Annotated in this window: 15 protein-coding genes; 4 read left to right on the forward strand and 11 right to left on the reverse strand. The window is 58.6% G+C overall.

Translation table 11 applies throughout. The features are described from left to right. Nucleotides 1–31: 31 nt before the first annotated feature. From ACN0TA_RS11740 to ACN0TA_RS11785, 10 genes are all read right to left on the reverse strand, one after another. The gene (locus tag ACN0TA_RS11740; RefSeq protein WP_417583090.1) at nt 32–1,783 is read right to left on the reverse strand and encodes an MGH1-like glycoside hydrolase domain-containing protein; all 1,752 of its coding nucleotides are present in this window, start codon (nt 1,781–1,783) and stop codon (nt 32–34) included. Next, complete coding sequence (locus ACN0TA_RS11745) at nt 1,780–2,538, reverse strand: AglZ/HisF2 family acetamidino modification protein (protein WP_417583092.1); 759 nt, start codon at nt 2,536–2,538, stop codon at nt 1,780–1,782. Before ACN0TA_RS11745 ends, ACN0TA_RS11740 begins: the two co-directional genes overlap by 4 nt. Next, a complete protein-coding gene (gene hisH / locus ACN0TA_RS11750; protein WP_417583094.1) occupies nt 2,539–3,153 on the reverse strand; it encodes an imidazole glycerol phosphate synthase subunit HisH in 615 nt (204 codons plus the stop codon). Then, the gene (locus ACN0TA_RS11755; RefSeq protein ID WP_417583096.1) at nt 3,150–4,283 is read right to left on the reverse strand and encodes an N-acetyl sugar amidotransferase; all 1,134 of its coding nucleotides are present in this window, start codon (nt 4,281–4,283) and stop codon (nt 3,150–3,152) included. Before ACN0TA_RS11755 ends, hisH begins: the two co-directional genes overlap by 4 nt. A 54-nt stretch (nt 4,284–4,337) precedes the next feature. Continuing rightward, the gene (locus tag ACN0TA_RS11760; protein ID WP_417583098.1) at nt 4,338–5,162 is read right to left on the reverse strand and encodes a glycosyltransferase family 2 protein; all 825 of its coding nucleotides are present in this window, start codon (nt 5,160–5,162) and stop codon (nt 4,338–4,340) included. Continuing rightward, complete coding sequence (locus ACN0TA_RS11765; protein ID WP_417583100.1) at nt 5,159–6,424, reverse strand: oligosaccharide flippase family protein; 1,266 nt, start codon at nt 6,422–6,424, stop codon at nt 5,159–5,161. Before ACN0TA_RS11765 ends, ACN0TA_RS11760 begins: the two co-directional genes overlap by 4 nt. A gap of 21 nt (nt 6,425–6,445) precedes the next feature. Beyond that, complete coding sequence (gene wecC, locus ACN0TA_RS11770) at nt 6,446–7,690, reverse strand: UDP-N-acetyl-D-mannosamine dehydrogenase (protein WP_417583102.1); 1,245 nt, start codon at nt 7,688–7,690, stop codon at nt 6,446–6,448. Beyond that, the gene (gene wecB / locus ACN0TA_RS11775) at nt 7,690–8,817 is read right to left on the reverse strand and encodes a non-hydrolyzing UDP-N-acetylglucosamine 2-epimerase (RefSeq protein WP_417583104.1); all 1,128 of its coding nucleotides are present in this window, start codon (nt 8,815–8,817) and stop codon (nt 7,690–7,692) included. Before wecB ends, wecC begins: the two co-directional genes overlap by 1 nt. Before the next feature lie 85 nt (nt 8,818–8,902). Then, nucleotides 8,903–10,078: a DegT/DnrJ/EryC1/StrS family aminotransferase gene (locus ACN0TA_RS11780; RefSeq protein WP_417583106.1), complete on the reverse strand. Its 1,176-nt coding sequence runs from the start codon at nt 10,076–10,078 to the stop codon at nt 8,903–8,905. Nucleotides 10,079–10,132: 54 nt separating this feature from the next. Beyond that, complete coding sequence (locus ACN0TA_RS11785) at nt 10,133–12,001, reverse strand: polysaccharide biosynthesis protein (protein WP_417583108.1); 1,869 nt, start codon at nt 11,999–12,001, stop codon at nt 10,133–10,135. A gap of 223 nt (nt 12,002–12,224) precedes the next feature. Between ACN0TA_RS11785 and rfbC the strand changes: the two genes are divergently transcribed. Genes rfbC through rfbA form a run of 4 tightly spaced genes read left to right on the forward strand, consistent with a single transcriptional unit; the run spans nt 12,225 to nt 15,655 of the window. Then, nucleotides 12,225–12,794 carry a dTDP-4-dehydrorhamnose 3,5-epimerase gene (gene rfbC / locus ACN0TA_RS11790; protein ID WP_417583110.1) on the forward strand — a complete coding sequence of 190 codons (570 nt, stop codon included), beginning with the start codon at nt 12,225–12,227 and terminating at the stop codon, nt 12,792–12,794. A 1-nt stretch (nt 12,795) separates the two neighbouring features. Then, nucleotides 12,796–13,860, forward strand: coding sequence for a dTDP-glucose 4,6-dehydratase (rfbB, locus tag ACN0TA_RS11795; protein ID WP_417583112.1), 1,065 nt, complete (start codon nt 12,796–12,798; stop codon nt 13,858–13,860). Next, complete coding sequence (gene rfbD, locus ACN0TA_RS11800; protein ID WP_417583114.1) at nt 13,857–14,774, forward strand: dTDP-4-dehydrorhamnose reductase; 918 nt, start codon at nt 13,857–13,859, stop codon at nt 14,772–14,774. Before rfbB ends, rfbD begins: the two co-directional genes overlap by 4 nt. Then, nucleotides 14,771–15,655 carry a glucose-1-phosphate thymidylyltransferase RfbA gene (gene rfbA, locus ACN0TA_RS11805; protein ID WP_417583116.1) on the forward strand — a complete coding sequence of 295 codons (885 nt, stop codon included), beginning with the start codon at nt 14,771–14,773 and terminating at the stop codon, nt 15,653–15,655. Before rfbD ends, rfbA begins: the two co-directional genes overlap by 4 nt. On the opposite strand, the gene ACN0TA_RS11810 is transcribed toward rfbA, so the two are convergent. Continuing rightward, on the reverse strand, nt 15,648–16,163 hold the full coding sequence (locus ACN0TA_RS11810) for a hypothetical protein (protein ID WP_417583118.1): 516 nt from the start codon (nt 16,161–16,163) through the stop codon (nt 15,648–15,650). The two genes, rfbA and ACN0TA_RS11810, sit on opposite strands and share 8 nt — an antisense overlap. Between the last annotated feature and the right edge of the window lie 6 nt (nt 16,164–16,169).

Here is a 16,169-nt window from a genome sequence, read left to right on the forward strand (position 1 = left end):
CACGACAGTGTGCCGGGCGGCGCCGCCCGGCTCAAGGAGCGGTTATCAGATTATAGTGCCAAGCGCCATCCTCGGGCGCGACAAAGTCGGGGAGGCTGTTGCCGCCCGAAATGGTCACGAGGCGCAGGTCGGGATCGATAGTGACCTCGATCGGCCCGTTGGGACTGGCGAGCACTGCCGAAATAGGGAGGTCGAGGCCGGCGGCAGGCTCGAGGGTCCAGCGGCTCCAGCCAGGCTCAAGGATTTTGAGACCCACCATCTTGCGGAACATCACGTTGAAGAAGGCGGTGCCCCAGGCGTGGTTCCAGTCGAGATTATCTTTGTACTCGAGGTCCCAGGTCTCGTGCGTGATGGTGGCGTCATAGCCATCGAGCATATGCATCCAGCCGCGGTCGGTGCGGTTGAGCATCAGCTCCAGGGCAATGTCGCCGGCACCGGCATCGAAGAGGCCATCGAGCAGGAACTGGGCGTCGTAAACCGATGCCGGCATGCCGCCGTCATAGGCGGCGATGCGACCGCGCAGCGCCGCGATCGTCGCCGGCACGCGATCCTGCGGCACGAGCCCGAAAGCCAGCGGTACGAAAAGGGCATGGGCTGCGGTATGGGTCGAACCCTTGCCATCGACATAGAGCCCCGTGGCGGGGTCAGTCAGTTGCGCGAGCATGGCGGCGGCGAGGCCATCCGCCCGTGCCCGGTAACGCTCGGCATCGCCTTCCTTGCCGAGAACCTCAGCCATGTCCGCCAGGCGGGCAAAGGCGGCATGAGCGAAGGCGTTGACCACGGTATTGTGTGTTACCATCTCGTAGCCATCGCGTTCGACCGGAGGCCAGTCGACGATATCCTCGAGGTAATCGGCATTTGTGGCGGTGACGAACCGGGTGGCTTTTTCCTCGTCATAAGTATTGACGAGGCCGGTATCGTCAATGAATTCGGCGAGGGCGAAGATGTCCAGCCGGTCATAGATGCTGGCGAGATATTGGGTATCGCCATCGGCCTCGTACATGTCCCAGGCGAGCAGGATGGTCTGGCTCATCCATTCGCTCGGCCAGGTCGGCTCACGGAAGAGCTCCGCCAGCGTGCGGCGTGCCAGCTGCGTGTCGCCGGTGATGGCGTACCAGCCGCGCTGGTTGATGAGGGCATCCGCCTGGTAGGCGAGGCGCTCGCGATCACCATCCACGAACAGGTCCATGAAGCTGGTGGCGACCATGGTGTGGCGGCCCAGCTCGAACAACCGGTTGAGATCGGCGCTCCGCTGGTCGGCGCCTTCGAAGCGGATGGAGCCGACCGGGGCATAGTGTTCGGAGATATAGGCGGTGGTCTGGACGGCAGCGGGATCGAGCCCCGCCGGCCAGCCCGCGATCTCGATATAGCGCACCGGCATCACCGACACGCCTTCGGGCATACCGCGGGCATCGAGTTCGCGCAGGGGAACAGGGGTCGCATCGTCGCCGAGCGTCACCGGCGTTTCGTGGAAGCGCACCGAGCCGTAGGGGACTGGGTCGAGCAGGCCATCGGCGCCGAGGCGCTCGCCCATGCGCACGTTCAAGGTCGTGCCAGCGGTCTCGGCCGTGCCGGCAATGTTCACCACCGCGAACCACGTCTTGCCCAGGTCGATCTGGAGGGTATCCCCCTCCATCCGGCTCGACGCTGCCAGCACGGCAATTGTGCTGACATCAGGTCCACTGGCAGCGGGACGGCTCAGCCAGATGGCGGCGCCGCTGGCGGCAAGGACGAGAACAACAACCGTCGCGACGGCAGCGAGCCACCAGCGCGCGCGGATCAATGGGCGGCTCCGAAGAGGTTGGCGGGTTTCTGGTAGTTGATCAGCACGGCGCGGTACTGCCCCTTAAAGACAAACATGCTGCCGGCAGCAGCACCGACAACGCCGACGGCATCGATGAGGGCCTGCATATGGTCCACAGTGCCGGCACCCCCGACGAAGGAGAGCGGACACTCGACGAGGCGGCGCACCTGCCGGGCGAGGTCGAGGTCATAGCCCGTCATCATGCCATCGCGATCGATATTGTTGATGACAATCTCGCCAGCACCCAGTTCGGCCGCCTGCTGGCATAAATCGGCCAGCGATTGCTTCTGCTTGGTCTTCCCATTGTTTGTGTGCAGGCCGTAGCCGAACAGCATCTTCCTGACATCGAGAGTCACCACGACGCTTTGCCGGCCTACCGCATCTGCCATCTCGCGGATCAGTTGCGGTCGCGCAAGGGCGGCCGAACTCACGGAGACCTTCTCGAAGCCAAGCCCGATCAGTCGTGTGGCCTGGGCGGCGCTGGTGACTCCACCACCATAACAGAGGGGCATGCGCGATTCGACGGCGATGCTCCGCAGGCGCGCGAAGTCGGGCTCGCGGCCCTGCGCGCTGGCGTCAATATCGAGGAAGGTCAGCTCGTCGACCTGCTTCTCGTTGAAGATCTTGACCGCATTCAACGGGTCGCCGACATATTTGGCGTCCTTGAACTTCTGGGTCTTGACGAGACCGCCATCGCTCATGAGCAGAACGGGAGTGATACGTGACCGCAGCATTCAGGCCTCGGCGAAGTTGCGGAACAGGTTGATCCCGTTGCCATGGCTTTTCTCGGGATGGAACTGCATGCCGAAGACATTGTCCCGATTTACGGCGCAGGCCATGTCGCGGCCATAGTTCACGGTGGCGAGTATGTGCTCGGGATGCAGGGCGTCGAAATAGTAGCTGTGGAGGAAATAAAATCCGCGTTCGATGTCGACGTCGGCAAAGATCGGCGCAGGTTTCCGGAGGGACAGCGAGTTCCAGCCCATATGGGGCAGCTTGGGCAACGCGTTGATCGCGGCCGCATCGATGCGGCGGACGCGGCCCGGAATCCAGCCCAGTCCCGGCAGTTCGCCTTCCTCACTCGATTCGGCGAGGATCTGCATGCCCACACAGATGCCCATGGCTTTCTTGCCCTTGCCCAGCACCTGCTCGTTAAGCACGTCGCGGAGGCCAAGCCTGATGAGATCGCTCATGACCTGGTCGAAGGCACCGACACCCGGCAGGATATAGCGATCGGCGGCGGCCAACTCTTCATGGTCGCCAGTCACTAAATGCGGCACCTTGAGCTGCTTGAATATGGTGGCGATGGCCGAGACGTTCCCCGAGCCATAGTCGACGATGCCGATCACCGTTTGATTGCCCTTTCGATGCCGAGTGTCTTCATCACCTGCGCTCCGGCCTCGAACATCCATTGCTGGTTGGCATAGTCCTCGTAGGTCTTGAGCGGCATCTGGTGATAGTGGCGCAGTTCATCGACGGTGATGCCAAGCTTGGTGGCGATATATTCGAACTCCTCGTCGATCGTCTCGGGGTCGTAGGCAGGCTTTTCAAGCCTCGCCATGGCGTCTGCCCGGGTCATCTGCCCGGTGAGGATAAGGCTCGAATACTGCACGCGCCGCGTGTCATAGCCAAAGCGCGTCGGTAGCCAATAGGCCTCGTAAAAGCGCGTGAAGCGTGATTCGAAGTGCTTTTGCGGATAGGGGCGCCAGCCATAGGTCTCCGACAGCACTTTGCTTGCATGCTCCTTGGTATAGGGCAGGTAGTTGAGCGGCTTGACCACGCGCACGCCGCGCAGATAGCGCAGGTAGACTTTGTGGAACAGGACGCTCGAGAACGGGTAGGTCCCGAGTGGGCGCGTGCCGAAGCGGCGATGGATATCGCGCAGCTGCGCCATGTCGGTGCCGTAATACAGCCATTCTTTAGGATTGCGCACGCATTCAGTGGCGTAATTGCCGCCGTTGAGGATGTACTTGATATTGTTCTTGTTGGCGAAGTGATAGAGCGTGGCGATGAAGGCATGGTCCTGGGGAATGTCCAGGTGCGGCACTCCAGCCTTGAAAAAGGCCAGCTGGAAGTCGCGCATCTCTTCCCAGTTGATCACTTCGGTATAAAGATCGAGCCCCAGCCCCTCGACGAGAACCTGTATATTGTTGACCGCCAGGTCGGTGTTCCAGCCGCCATCGACGTGGAACACCAGCGGGCGCAGGTTGAACTCGGAGACAGCCAGGTGCAGCAGGTACGAGCTGTCGAGCCCGCCGCTCATACCCATGATGCAGTCGAACGCATGGCCCTTGCCGGCTTCCTTGATCTTTTCGACCTGAGCGCGGAACATGGCTTTGCCATCGTCGTTGGGATGCCAGTTGGGCAAGACGTCGCCCTTGAACCCCCGGCAATGGTCGCACACGCCATGCTCATCGAACTCGATCTTGGAATCGCTGGTGTCCATGACGCAATTGGTACAGATCTGATAGGGTCTCATCCTGCCTCTCGAGCTTGCCGGCCATGCGGTCGCGGCGGCGTCCAGCTGGGTCGTTCAGCCGAACACTTTGACGTATTTCCGATATTCGAGATGGGCGTCGCGCGCAAGTTCCCATCGCCGCCTGCTCGGCAGCGTGGCGAGTGAGGCATGCCAGTGGTGGATAACCTGCACGGCCGGGTCATAGTAGACCTGCTCGCCGACATCATTAAGCTGCTTGGCCAGAAAATACTCTTCCGACATCATGAAGGTCGGCGCCCACAGACGCTCGAACTGGGCAAAAAAGCGTGGGCCGAGCAGGTAGCACGAGCCATGGCCCTGATAGATTGGCTGCGCCGTCTGCCACTGTGTCTCATCGTCCCGGTCGCTGAACCGGCGAAAGCGCATGGCCAGCTTCTGGATTAGCATGCCCAGCTCGTAATTGGCATAATAAAGGTCATAAAAGATTTCGCGCACCCTGCTGATGCCCGAAATCACATGCGGGTTCTGGTGCTCGCCATCCACCGTCACGACATCGGGCGAAATCACCGAATGGCCGACCCAGCGCGGTGCGCCGGCCGCCAGCCGATCGATGAAATCGGAAGCGAATTCGAGGTCGTTATTGCCCACGACCATCCATTCGATGTCGGGGCGGGTCTGCCGTAAACGGTCGATGCCCAGGTTGAGGCCGCTGAAATAGCCCACATTGTCGGGGCTGAAGATGACCTGGACCTGGGCGAGGCACTGTTCGAGATCGGCGAGAATCTGCCGTTCGGCCGGCGCTGAGGCATTGTCGACCACCACGATCGCCACGTCGTGCCCGCCATTGGCCACCAGCGAGCGGGCGGCGGTCACGGTGAAATGGCTGTTGTTGTAATTGGTGCATACATAGCCGAGTTTCATACTGACGGGGCCTCCTGGGGCTGGCGCTTCAGATAGCCCGCCAGCAGCAGGCCGAGCAAGATCGCTTCTCCTAGCACGAAACTGATCGCCGCGCCGATATCGGCCCAGAGCGCGATCAGCAGCGAGCCGCAGAGCAGGCTGGCGAGGCTGGTGGCGACCAGCGCCACCAGCACGTAGCGCTTGCGTCCCATGGCATTGAGCCCGGCGGTTCCGAGCATGAAATTGGCGACCCCGAACAGGGTGGCGATGCTCATGAGGAAGAACAGGCCGATGGCCGGAGCGAAAGCACTTCCACCGATCGCGGCGAGGATCTTTCCGCCAAACAGCATATAGGCTACGCCCGCTGCCACAATCATGGCCGCCAGCACGGACTGCTGGATGACCGATAGTCGGATCATGCCGGCAAGGATGGCGCGCGGCGGCTGATGCGTGCCGGCTAGCCTGATGGCCTGGGGAAAGTAGTGCTGGTTGAGCGGACGGATCGCCGCCTGCAGCGCCTTGGAAAGTTTTTCGGCCATCGAGTAGGTGGCAATTGCCCCGCTCGATGCGCCGAGCATGCCCAGAAGCAAGGTGTTGATGTCCTTGTAAATAAGGGTGCTGAGATTGCCGAGGAAGACGTGGCCCCCGGCCTTATATTGCCCGATCAGTGTGCCAGGCTGAGGCCAGGCCAGGTGCAACCCATGCTTGTTCATGGCAACCGCGAGCGACGCCAGCGCCCCGGCGAGGTAGCACCCGCCGATAATGACCGGCACCAGGATGACGGTATCTGGGCCCTGAACGATTGCCAGCACCAGCGCCATGGCGAGTCCCCGGCTGGTGACGTTGCTAATGGCTAGCGCACCATTGTCTTGAAGGCCCTGAAATAGCCAATTCGGGGAGAGCGCGAAACTCAACGGCACCAGACACCAGGCTGCCGCGATTGGCACGAGGGCTGGATTGATGGCAAGGGCTGCAAGACATAGCAGGGGCATGCCGATGCACAGCAGCACGAGGCGGGCAATCAGCACCTGGCTGAGCAGCGCCGACAGGCGGCCCCGGTCCTTGTCGCCATCGAGCTTGACGACGGCGGCGACGCCGGTGACCTCGAAGCTGTAAAGGACCAGGGTCAAAACGAACAGCGACAGCGCCTCGGCCTGCACCAGTAGGCCATAGGCATCGGCACCGATCCGCGCCAGTGTGATCGGATAGATCACCAACGGCAGCAGCGCATTGGCGCCCTGCACGGCCGCCAATGACCCGATATTGCTGATTGCCTTGCGCATCTGTGCTCCGCTGCCGGGGGCCTAACGCGCGAGCATGCCGCGCGTGTCGATCACAAGCGGATGTCTGGTCAGGGGAACCTTAAGGTCATTGAATTGGGCATGGTCGACCAGCAGCACGATCACATTGGCGCGCTTCAGCGCTTCGTCGGCGCTCACAAGGCTGGCATTGGCATGGTCATCGAACGTGCCCGGCAGGTGTTCGATAAAGGGCTCAACCAATAGCACTTCGCTCCAATTCTTGCCGCAGACAGCAAGGGCAATCTCCAGCGCCGGGCTTTCGCGCAGGTCATCGATGTTGGGCTTGAAACTGAGGCCGAGGCAGGCGACCACCGGCTCTTCGACCGAGGCAACGGCATCTCTGATTTTGTGAATGACCCAGTCGGTTTTGCCGTCATTAACCTCACGGGCAGTGCGGATGAGACGCGCTTGTTCGGGGCTCTTACTCACAATGAACCAAGGGTCGACAGCGATACAGTGGCCGCCTACGCCCGGGCCGGGCTGCAGTATGTTAACGCGTGGATGGCGGTTCGCGAGCCGGATCAGTTCCCAAACGTCGATGTCCAGGTTGTCGCAAATGATCGAAAGCTCGTTGGCAAAAGCAATGTTGACGTCGCGGAAGCTGTTCTCGGTCAGCTTGCACATTTCCGCGGTACGCGCGTTGGTCAAAACACACTCCCCTTCGACGAAGGATTTGTAAAGCTCGGCCGCCTCTTTCGAACAGCGTGCAGAAAGGCCCCCGATCACACGATCGTTCTGCACTAGTTCGCGAACAACGTGGCCGGGCAATACGCGTTCCGGGCAGTATGCGATGCGTACGTCGGAGGCATCGCCATGTGTCTGCGGGAAGGTTAGATCGGTGCGCGCTGCGGCTAGCCAGTTGGCCAGTTGTTCGGTGGTGCCCACCGGCGAGGTCGATTCAAGGATCACGAGGTCGCCCGATTTCAACACCGGGGCCAAACTTTGACTTACCTCCTCAATGTATCTCAAATCAGGTTCGTGGTCGCCCTTAAACGGTGTGGGTACGGCAATTAGAAATGCGTCCGCTGGCTCGGGTGCAGTTACCGCCTTGAGATGACCAGCCGCCACGGCGGCCTGCACCAGCATGTCGAGGTCGGGCTCTATGATATGCACCTTGCCCTGATTAATGGTATCAACGGCACCTTTGTTTACGTCTACGCCGATGACCTTGAACCGGCGCGACGCGAAGATTGCTGCCGTGGGAAGCCCAATATATCCGAGACCAACGACCGAAATCGTTTTAATCATTATCGATGTCCTGAACTTGAGAGAATATCTGCAATCCGTTCACAGGCACGGCCGTCGCCATAGGGATTGGTGGCGCGCTTCATTTTGTCATAGGCAGCTGCGTCGGTCAAAAGCTTGTGCGCCTCAGCATAGATGACGTCTTCGCTGGTGCCGACAAGACGTACCGTGCCAGCCTCTACGGCTTCCGGGCGCTCGGTGGTGTCGCGCATTACCAGAACTGGCCGTCCGAGCGATGGTGCCTCTTCCTGTATGCCACCAGAATCCGTGAGAATCAGGTGCGAACGCGTCATCAAATAGACGAATGGCAGGTAGTCCAGGGGCTCGATCAGATTGATGTTGCCGACGTTGCCCAGTATCCGCCCCACCGGCTCTCTTACATTAGGATTGAGGTGGACTGGATAGACGATGTCGAGGTCTGGGATATCGGCGGCAAGTCGAGCCAGCGCACGGCAGATGCGCTCGAAGCCGTCGCCGAAATTTTCGCGTCGATGGCCGGTGACCAAGACCATACGCCGAGTGGGCGAAAGAAAAGAAAATTGCGATTCAAATTGTTGGCGCAACTCAAAATCCAGTTTGAGCTTTTCCTTCACTTGCAGCAATGCGTCGATGACCGTGTTTCCCGTAACATGTACAAGGGCGGGGGCAACTCCCTCGCGCAGGAGGTTATCGCGCGCCGAGTTGGTTGGTGAGAAGTTCCAGCGGGTTAAGGCGCCGGTGAGCCTGCGATTGCCCTCTTCAGGCCATGGCGAATAAAGATTGCCGGTACGCAGCCCTGCTTCCACATGGCCGATGGATATACGTTCGTAGTAAGCAGCAAGAGCAGTTGCGAAAGTTGTGGAAGTGTCGCCGTGCACCAAAACTACATCGGGTTTCCATTGGGCAAACACGTCGCGCATGCCGGAGAGGATGCGTGCTGTGAGGTCGGTCAAATCTTGAGCCGCCCGCATGACGTCGAGATCCCAATCTGGTACTATCTGGAACAGGGAGAGGACTTGGTCCAGCATTTGGCGATGTTGGGCCGTAACGCATACCTTAACGTCAAGCTTTGATTTGCTCTTCAGCGCGGCGACCAGCGGCGCCATCTTGATGGCCTCCGGACGGGTGCCAAAAACCACCATAACTTTCATAGAATCCACTTCTCAACGTCAATGCGCCTTAGCGTCGCCTGATTAACCGCCCAGCCAGATCTGCACAAGCTGATGTCCGTAATGGCTATCGGCTCGCCTCCCGTAGTACTTGGCTGACCACCGCACGGGTTTTGTCGACCTCAGAATCGGTCAGTGTAGGGTGGACCAGAAGGGCAACGCTGGTCTCCCCTAGTTCTCTGGCGACAGGCAATCGCTCCTGCGGCCGCCAGCCAGTGCCTTCAAAGGCCTTCTCGAGATAGACCTCTGCGGCTGAACCGTGCAAACACGGGACGCCAGCAGTATTGATCTCAGCGACTATCCGGTCCCTCGTCCAGCCTTCGGCAAGGTTTTCAGGTCTTACGAAACCATAGAAACGATACCATGCGTGAGTGGCCCACTCGGGTACTTTTGGCACTCGGATGACTGAATGATTGGCGCAAGCTTCGGCAAAGCTGCTGGCGATCTCGCTGCGCCTCTGCGTCCATCCTGGCATGCGCTCTATCTGGATGAGGCCGATGGCTGCCTGCATCTCGAGCATGCGCCAATTAGTCCCGAAGCTCTCGTGCAGGAAACGGTAACCAGGAGGATGTTCGCGTTCATACACCGCCTCCCAGCTCTTGCCATGGTCCTTATAGGACCACATGGTCGACCAAAGTGCACGATCATCGGTCGTAACCATGCCGCCTTCACCGCCGGTGGTCATAATTTTATCTTGGCAAAAAGACCACGCGCCGACATGACCGATTGTGCCGACGCTGCGACCTTTATAAAGCGCACCGTGGGCCTGCGCACAGTCTTCGATTACCTTGAGGCCGTGTTTTCGGGCTAGGTCCATTATAGGATCCATGTCGCAAGGCATGCCGCCCAAGTGTACGCAGATAATAGCCCTGGTACGTTCAGTCATTACGGCCGCAATGGTTTCTGCGGTAATGTTCTGAGTTTCCGTATCGACATCGGCAAACACTGGAACGGCGCCGGCAGTCACGATGGTTGAGGCCGAGGCCAGAAATGTACGAGGCGTCGTTATCACCTCGTCATTGGCGCCGACGCCAAGCGCCTTGAGCGCCACATCTAAAGCCAATGTGCCGTTTGCCAGCGCGACGGCGTGCTCTGCTCCGGTCCAATCGGCGAAGGCTTCTTCAAAATTTCGAGTGATGTTACCGGTCCAGTAGTTCACGCGATTGGAACGCAGAACGTCAGAAACCGCTTGAATCTCTGCTTCAGAATAGTTTGGCCAAGGCGAAAAGCCAGTTCCCAACATTGATTACCTCGATATCGGCGTTACTTTCTGGTCGCCCCGTTGCAACCAGAAAGTTCAAGAACTCTTATCGACAATCTCGAATAGAAATCGGCGAGATTGCTGTTCATTTCTTGCTTGCAGCAGGCTGCGTATTTCGTCAACGGCTTCTGCTATGCCGTCATTATGGCCCTGCGTCGCCGCTCTCATGATCTTGGCATGAGAGGTGCGTTCAGCCGATCCTGCATCATAGAATAGCTCCTCGTAGAGCTTCTCACCCGGACGTTTTCCAGTGACGACGATCTCAATATCTCCATCTGGATTGGACGTGTCACGAACGGTCAGGCCCGCAAGTCGGATCATGTTTTCGGCCAGGTCCGAAATCAGGATTGGGCTCCCCATGTCTAGGAGAAAAACATCCCCGCCCTCGGATAAGGCGCCAGCTTGCACGATCAGCTCAGCTGCCTCCTCGATGGACATAAAATAGCGTGTCATGGCCATATCCGTCAGAGTGACAGGTCCGCCATGCTCAATCTGTTTCCTGAACAACGGAACCACCGATCCATTCGAACCCAAGACATTGCCAAAACGTACGGCGCAAAACCGTTGACGGCTGCCTTCCGCTTTGGCACGCGCCGCAGCTCGGCCGACGATCAGCTCGGCCCAGCGCTTGGTGGCCCCCATAACATTGGTCGGCCGCACGGCCTTGTCAGTGGATATTAGGACGAAATGCTCGACACCATGGTCATACGCTGCGTCGACCAGTGTGGAGGTGCCGATCACATTGTTTCTCATCCCTTCTAGAGCGTTTGCTTCGACCAGTGGCACATGTTTGTGCGCTGCCGCATGAAAAACGACGTTGATGTCATGTTCTGTTAAGGTTTCACGTACCCGCACCTCATCCGTAACCGAAGCGAGAACAGGAACGATCACCAACTCCGAATTCCGACCCAGTTCTTGTTCGATCTGATAAAGGGCAAACTCATTCGCCTCAAATAGCACGAGCCTTCTTGGAGCCCACTGCGCGATCTTCCGGCAAAGTTCCGACCCGATTGATCCTCCGGCACCGGTCACCAGAATTGAACGCCCGACGATCATCTCTCCAATCAGGGATGAGTCAGGGGGGATGGACGATCTGCCCAAAAGGTCAACAATATCGATTTCTTTGATCTGACTTACGAGATACTTTCCAGTCACTAGATCGGCTATAGGGGGCAGTGACATAATCTTGACGCCACGGGCGTTGATAGATGCAACGATTTCTCGTCGCCTTTGCGCTGGGAGCGACGGAATTGAGAGGATCACATCTAAGACGTCGTATTCATCCACCAGCGTATTCAGTTGATCAGGATTGTAGATTTTTATCCCGGCCAGCTCTCGGCGGTGCAGTGCTGGGTTGTCGTCAAGGAAGCCTACTATATGATGTGTGTTCCGAAGCGCTTGCGATAGCTGACCGCCAGCTTCTCCGGCGCCGTAAATTACTACTGATCTTCTGTCGGCCTGCAGTCGGCCCGGTTTCGTAAGGAAAATCTTTTTCGCGGTAAAGCGGCTTCCCGCAATAATAAAGGTACCCAAAGCGAAATAGATAACCGGTACCGACCGTGGTATCGCACCGCGCCCTACGAGCTCGGTTAGATACATTGCCAACACCCATAGCATCGTGGCAACGAGCACTGCCCTTAGTATAGCCCAAAGAGCCCTCTCAGGCATATACCTCACAATTGCCCTGTACAGTCCCATGCGTATGAAGACTGGAATGGCCACCAACGGCGCGGATACGATGGCAATTAACTGATCTGTGTTTACAGGTATAAGCCAGCTATCGTAACGAAGGCAAAGACTGACCCACAACGCGAACGACAAAGCAAGAAAGTCGAAAGCGACAATTACTGCTTGCTTGGTCCGCCGCGGGAAAGCCAGCACGCTAGTTCTAATTCTGGCAATCATTCTCTCTCCGAGTAATTGCAAAGCGATAAGTCATTTGTCGTCGTGGAGACTTTCTTGCGACTCGAAGGGCGCTGGGGCCACTTATCATGGCCCAAACGTTGGTGTCACCGAAAAAGCCCCGTTGGTTGCGAAAGGTTCATCACAAGCAACGAGGCGGTTTCGCGAATCGGTGGAATCGGACATTGAACTTAGAAGTGGTTATTGACTCAGTGGGCGTGACATTATGAAAGTGGCAGCTACGGACCTTGATAAGGTGGTTGGTATTACACCAGCCAAGCACGCCGACCCCCGTGGCTATTTTTCCGAGACCTTTCGCGATGATTGGTTCAAGGCCAACGTTGCCGATGTCACTTTCGTGCAGGAGAATCAGTCGCTGAGCCGGAATATCGGCGTAGTGCGCGGCTTGCATTTCCAGGCCCAGCCCTATGCCCAGGGCAAGCTGGTACGGTGCTTGGCCGGCGCAATCTTTGACGTCGCCGTGGATATCCGCAAGGGTTCGCCGAGCTTTGGTCAATGGGCGGCCGTGACGCTGACCGCTGAAGAAGGCAATCAGCTCTGGGTGCCGCCAGGGTTCCTCCATGGCTTCTGCACGCTCTTGCCCGATTGTCTCGTCAGCTACAAGGTCACAGCCTATTACAATAAGGAGGCCGACAAGGGCGTGCGCTGGGACGATCCGGCGATAGGTATCACCTGGCCCGATGTCGCCGACGCCACGCTGCTCTCACCCAAGGATACGACCCAGCCTTTGCTCAGCGAATTGCCCGACTATTTCCACTTCGGCGTGGGGGCCTGAGATGCGGGTTCTGGTTACTGGCGGCGCAGGCTTTATCGGTTCGGCTCTGGTGCGCCATCTCGTGCTCGACAAAGGCTATGAAGTTCTGACGCTCGACAAGCTGACCTATGCCGGCAATCTGGCTTCACTGCGCGCTGTTGAAGGCAGGAACAATCACAGCTTCCTAAAGGCGGACATTTGCGACGCGCGGGCCATCCACGAGGCTTTTGCGACCTTCCGTCCGGCTCGTGTGATGCATCTGGCGGCCGAGAGCCATGTCGATCGCTCGATCACCGGCGCGGCCGACTTCGTCCAGACTAATGTTATCGGCAGCTTTACCATGCTGGAGGCCGCCCGTACCTATTATGCGGGCCTCTCCGGCGAGGAGAAGCAGCGCTTCCGTTTCCTCCACGTCTCGACCGACGAGGTCTATGGTTCGCTGGGTGATGCCGGTCTCTTTACCGAAAAGTCGCCCTACGATCCGAGCTCGCCTTATTCGGCCTCGAAAGCCGCCTCCGATCATTTGGCCAAGGCCTGGGCGCGGACCTATGGAATGCCGGTGGTGGTCTCCAATTGCTCCAACAATTACGGCCCTTATCACTTCCCCGAAAAGCTGATTCCGCTGACCATCCTCAATGCTATGGACGGAAAGGCGCTGCCGGTCTATGGTCGGGGCACCAATATCCGCGACTGGCTCTATGTCGAAGATCACGCGCGGGCGCTTGATCTAATCATCGAGCGGGGCAGGGTGGGCGAGACCTATAATGTCGGCGGCCGCAACGAGGTTAAAAACATCGACGTTGTGCGCCGCATATGCAGTCTGCTCGATCAGCGCCTGCCCACTGGCACCCCCCGTGAAGAGTTGATCCAGTTCGTGACGGACCGTCCCGGCCACGATGCGCGCTATGCCATCGACGCGACCCGGCTCGAAACCGAACTGGGCTGGAAGGCGCAGGAGAATTTCGAAACCGGCATTGCCCGCACGGTCGACTGGTATATGGACAATGAGTGGTGGTGGCAGCCGATGCGCAAGAACTATGCCGGCGAGCGGCTCGGCCTGACGTCCGGCAATAAGGGCACGGGATGAAACTGCTCGTAACGGGAAAGGCCGGGCAGGTGGTCACCGCTCTGATAGAGCGCGGTGCGACTCAGGGCGTGGAGATCGTGGCCATGGGTCGGCCGGAGCTGGACCTCGCCAATCCGCAGGAGGGCCTGTTTCGCATTGCCGTGGTAAAGCCGGATGCAATTGTGTCTGCTGCAGCTTACACCTCCGTCGACAAGGCCGAGGCGGAAGCAGATCTGGCAGAGCGGATCAATGCACATGGTCCGGCAGCATTGGCCCAGCTGGCCGGCGAACTCGACATTCCCATCATCCATCTCTCCACCGACTATGTCTTCGACGGGAGCAAGCTTTCGCCCTATGTCGAGACTGATCAGACCAATCCGCTCGGTGTCTACGGCGCGACCAAACTGGCCGGCGAGAGAGCCGTTGCCTCTGCCACCGATAACCATGCCATTCTGCGTACGGCCTGGGTCTATTCGCCCTTCGGCAACAATTTCCTCAAGACCATGCTTAAGCTCGCAAGCACGCGGCCGGAACTGCGTGTGGTCGATGACCAGCACGGCAATCCGACCTCGGCGCTCGATATCGCCGATGCGGTGATCAAGGTGGCCGGCAATCTACTCGCCCGCCCCGATCACCAGAGCCTGCGCGGGACCTTCCACTTAACCGGCACGGGCGAAGTTAGCTGGGCAGATTTCGCCCTTGAGATTTTCGCCCAGTCCGCGCGCCTCGGCGGCCCTTCGGCCAATGTCAGACGCATTAGCACGGTTGACTATCCGACGCCGGCGAAGCGCCCGGCCAATTCGCAGCTCGACACGACAAAACTGCACAGCGTCCATGGCATCACCATGCCGGACTGGCAGTCCTCCACCCACAACACAATCGCCCGCCTGCTGGCAGGCGCAGAAGACCAAAAGATGGAGGAGTGTCACGCATGAAGGGCATTATTCTGGCCGGCGGCGCCGGCACGCGGTTGCATCCGATGACCTTGGCCGTGTCCAAGCAGCTGGTGCCGGTCTATGACAAGCCGATGATCTATTATCCACTGACGACGCTGATGCTGGCGGGGATCAGGGAAATCCTCATCATCACCACGCCCCACGAGGCAGATGGGTTCAAGCGCCTATTGGGTGACGGGTCGCAATGGGGCCTGTCGCTGACTTATGCCGTTCAGCCGCAGCCCAATGGTCTGGCTGAGGCCTTCATTATTGGCGCCGACTTTGTCGCTGGTGGGTCCTCGGCGCTCGTGCTGGGGGACAATATCTTCTATGGCCACGGTCTGCCCGAAATAATGCGGCGCGGCGTCGAGCGCAAGAGTGGCGGGACAGTCTTCGCCTATCACGTCGCCGATCCCGAACGCTACGGCGTGGTCGATTTTGATGACCAAATGCGTGCGCTCAGCATCGAGGAAAAGCCCGAAAAGCCGCGCTCTAACTGGGCCGTCACCGGGCTCTATTTTTACGACGAACAGGTTGTAGACATTGCCGCCAACCTGAAACCCTCACGACGTGGCGAGCTGGAAATCACCGACGTCAACCGCGCCTATCTCGACCGCGGCCAGCTTTCGGTTGAACTGATGGGGCGCGGCTATGCCTGGCTCGATACCGGCACGCCCGACAGCCTGCTCGACGCGGCGCAGTTCGTCGCGACGCTGGAAAAGCGCCAAGGCTTCAAGATCGCCTGCCCGGAAGAAATCGCCTTCCGAATGGGCTATATAGATAGTGCCCAGCTTGAAAAACTGGGGGAGACCATGAAGAAAAATGCTTACGGTAAATATCTGACGGCGATCCAATTCGATTCTAGCCAGAAGATTAGTTGAGCGATAGTGATCTTTGGGAATTACGTAGCGCTGAATAATGATGTTTCGGTGTTAGCGTTGTCTTGGTTCTAAGTTTGAATTGAAGTAATTGGGGCGTCGAAGTGCGCATTCCAAAGTTCATATCCCGGACATTGGTGAGCAGGTCTGGAACCGGGCTGAAAACCAACATCACAATCAACGAGATAATCACCGACAGACGACGTACACTGGATTCATCTTCCAATAGCGAAATATAGCCGCTCTCGACCAAGCAGCCAGAAGAGCTTGACGGTGCATGTTCAACCATATTCCTGACATTGGCGATGCTCTCGTCGGCAAGCTTGATACCATAAGTATCGCGCAACTCCTTGAGCTCAACGGGCAGCGCGCCTAAAACGATGACGACGCCCCCCATGGCAAGCGGGTGGGACAGGGGGTGCGAGTACGGTGAGCGATGCAAATGGCCGCGAAGGCCGAATATCGATCGAACGCCGACCCCAGGGCGAAAGTTCCGTTGGCTACCATTCATTGCAGC

It is taken from the genome of Pelagibacterium sp. (assembly GCF_048264985.1).
GTDB lineage: Bacteria > Pseudomonadota > Alphaproteobacteria > Rhizobiales > Devosiaceae > Pelagibacterium.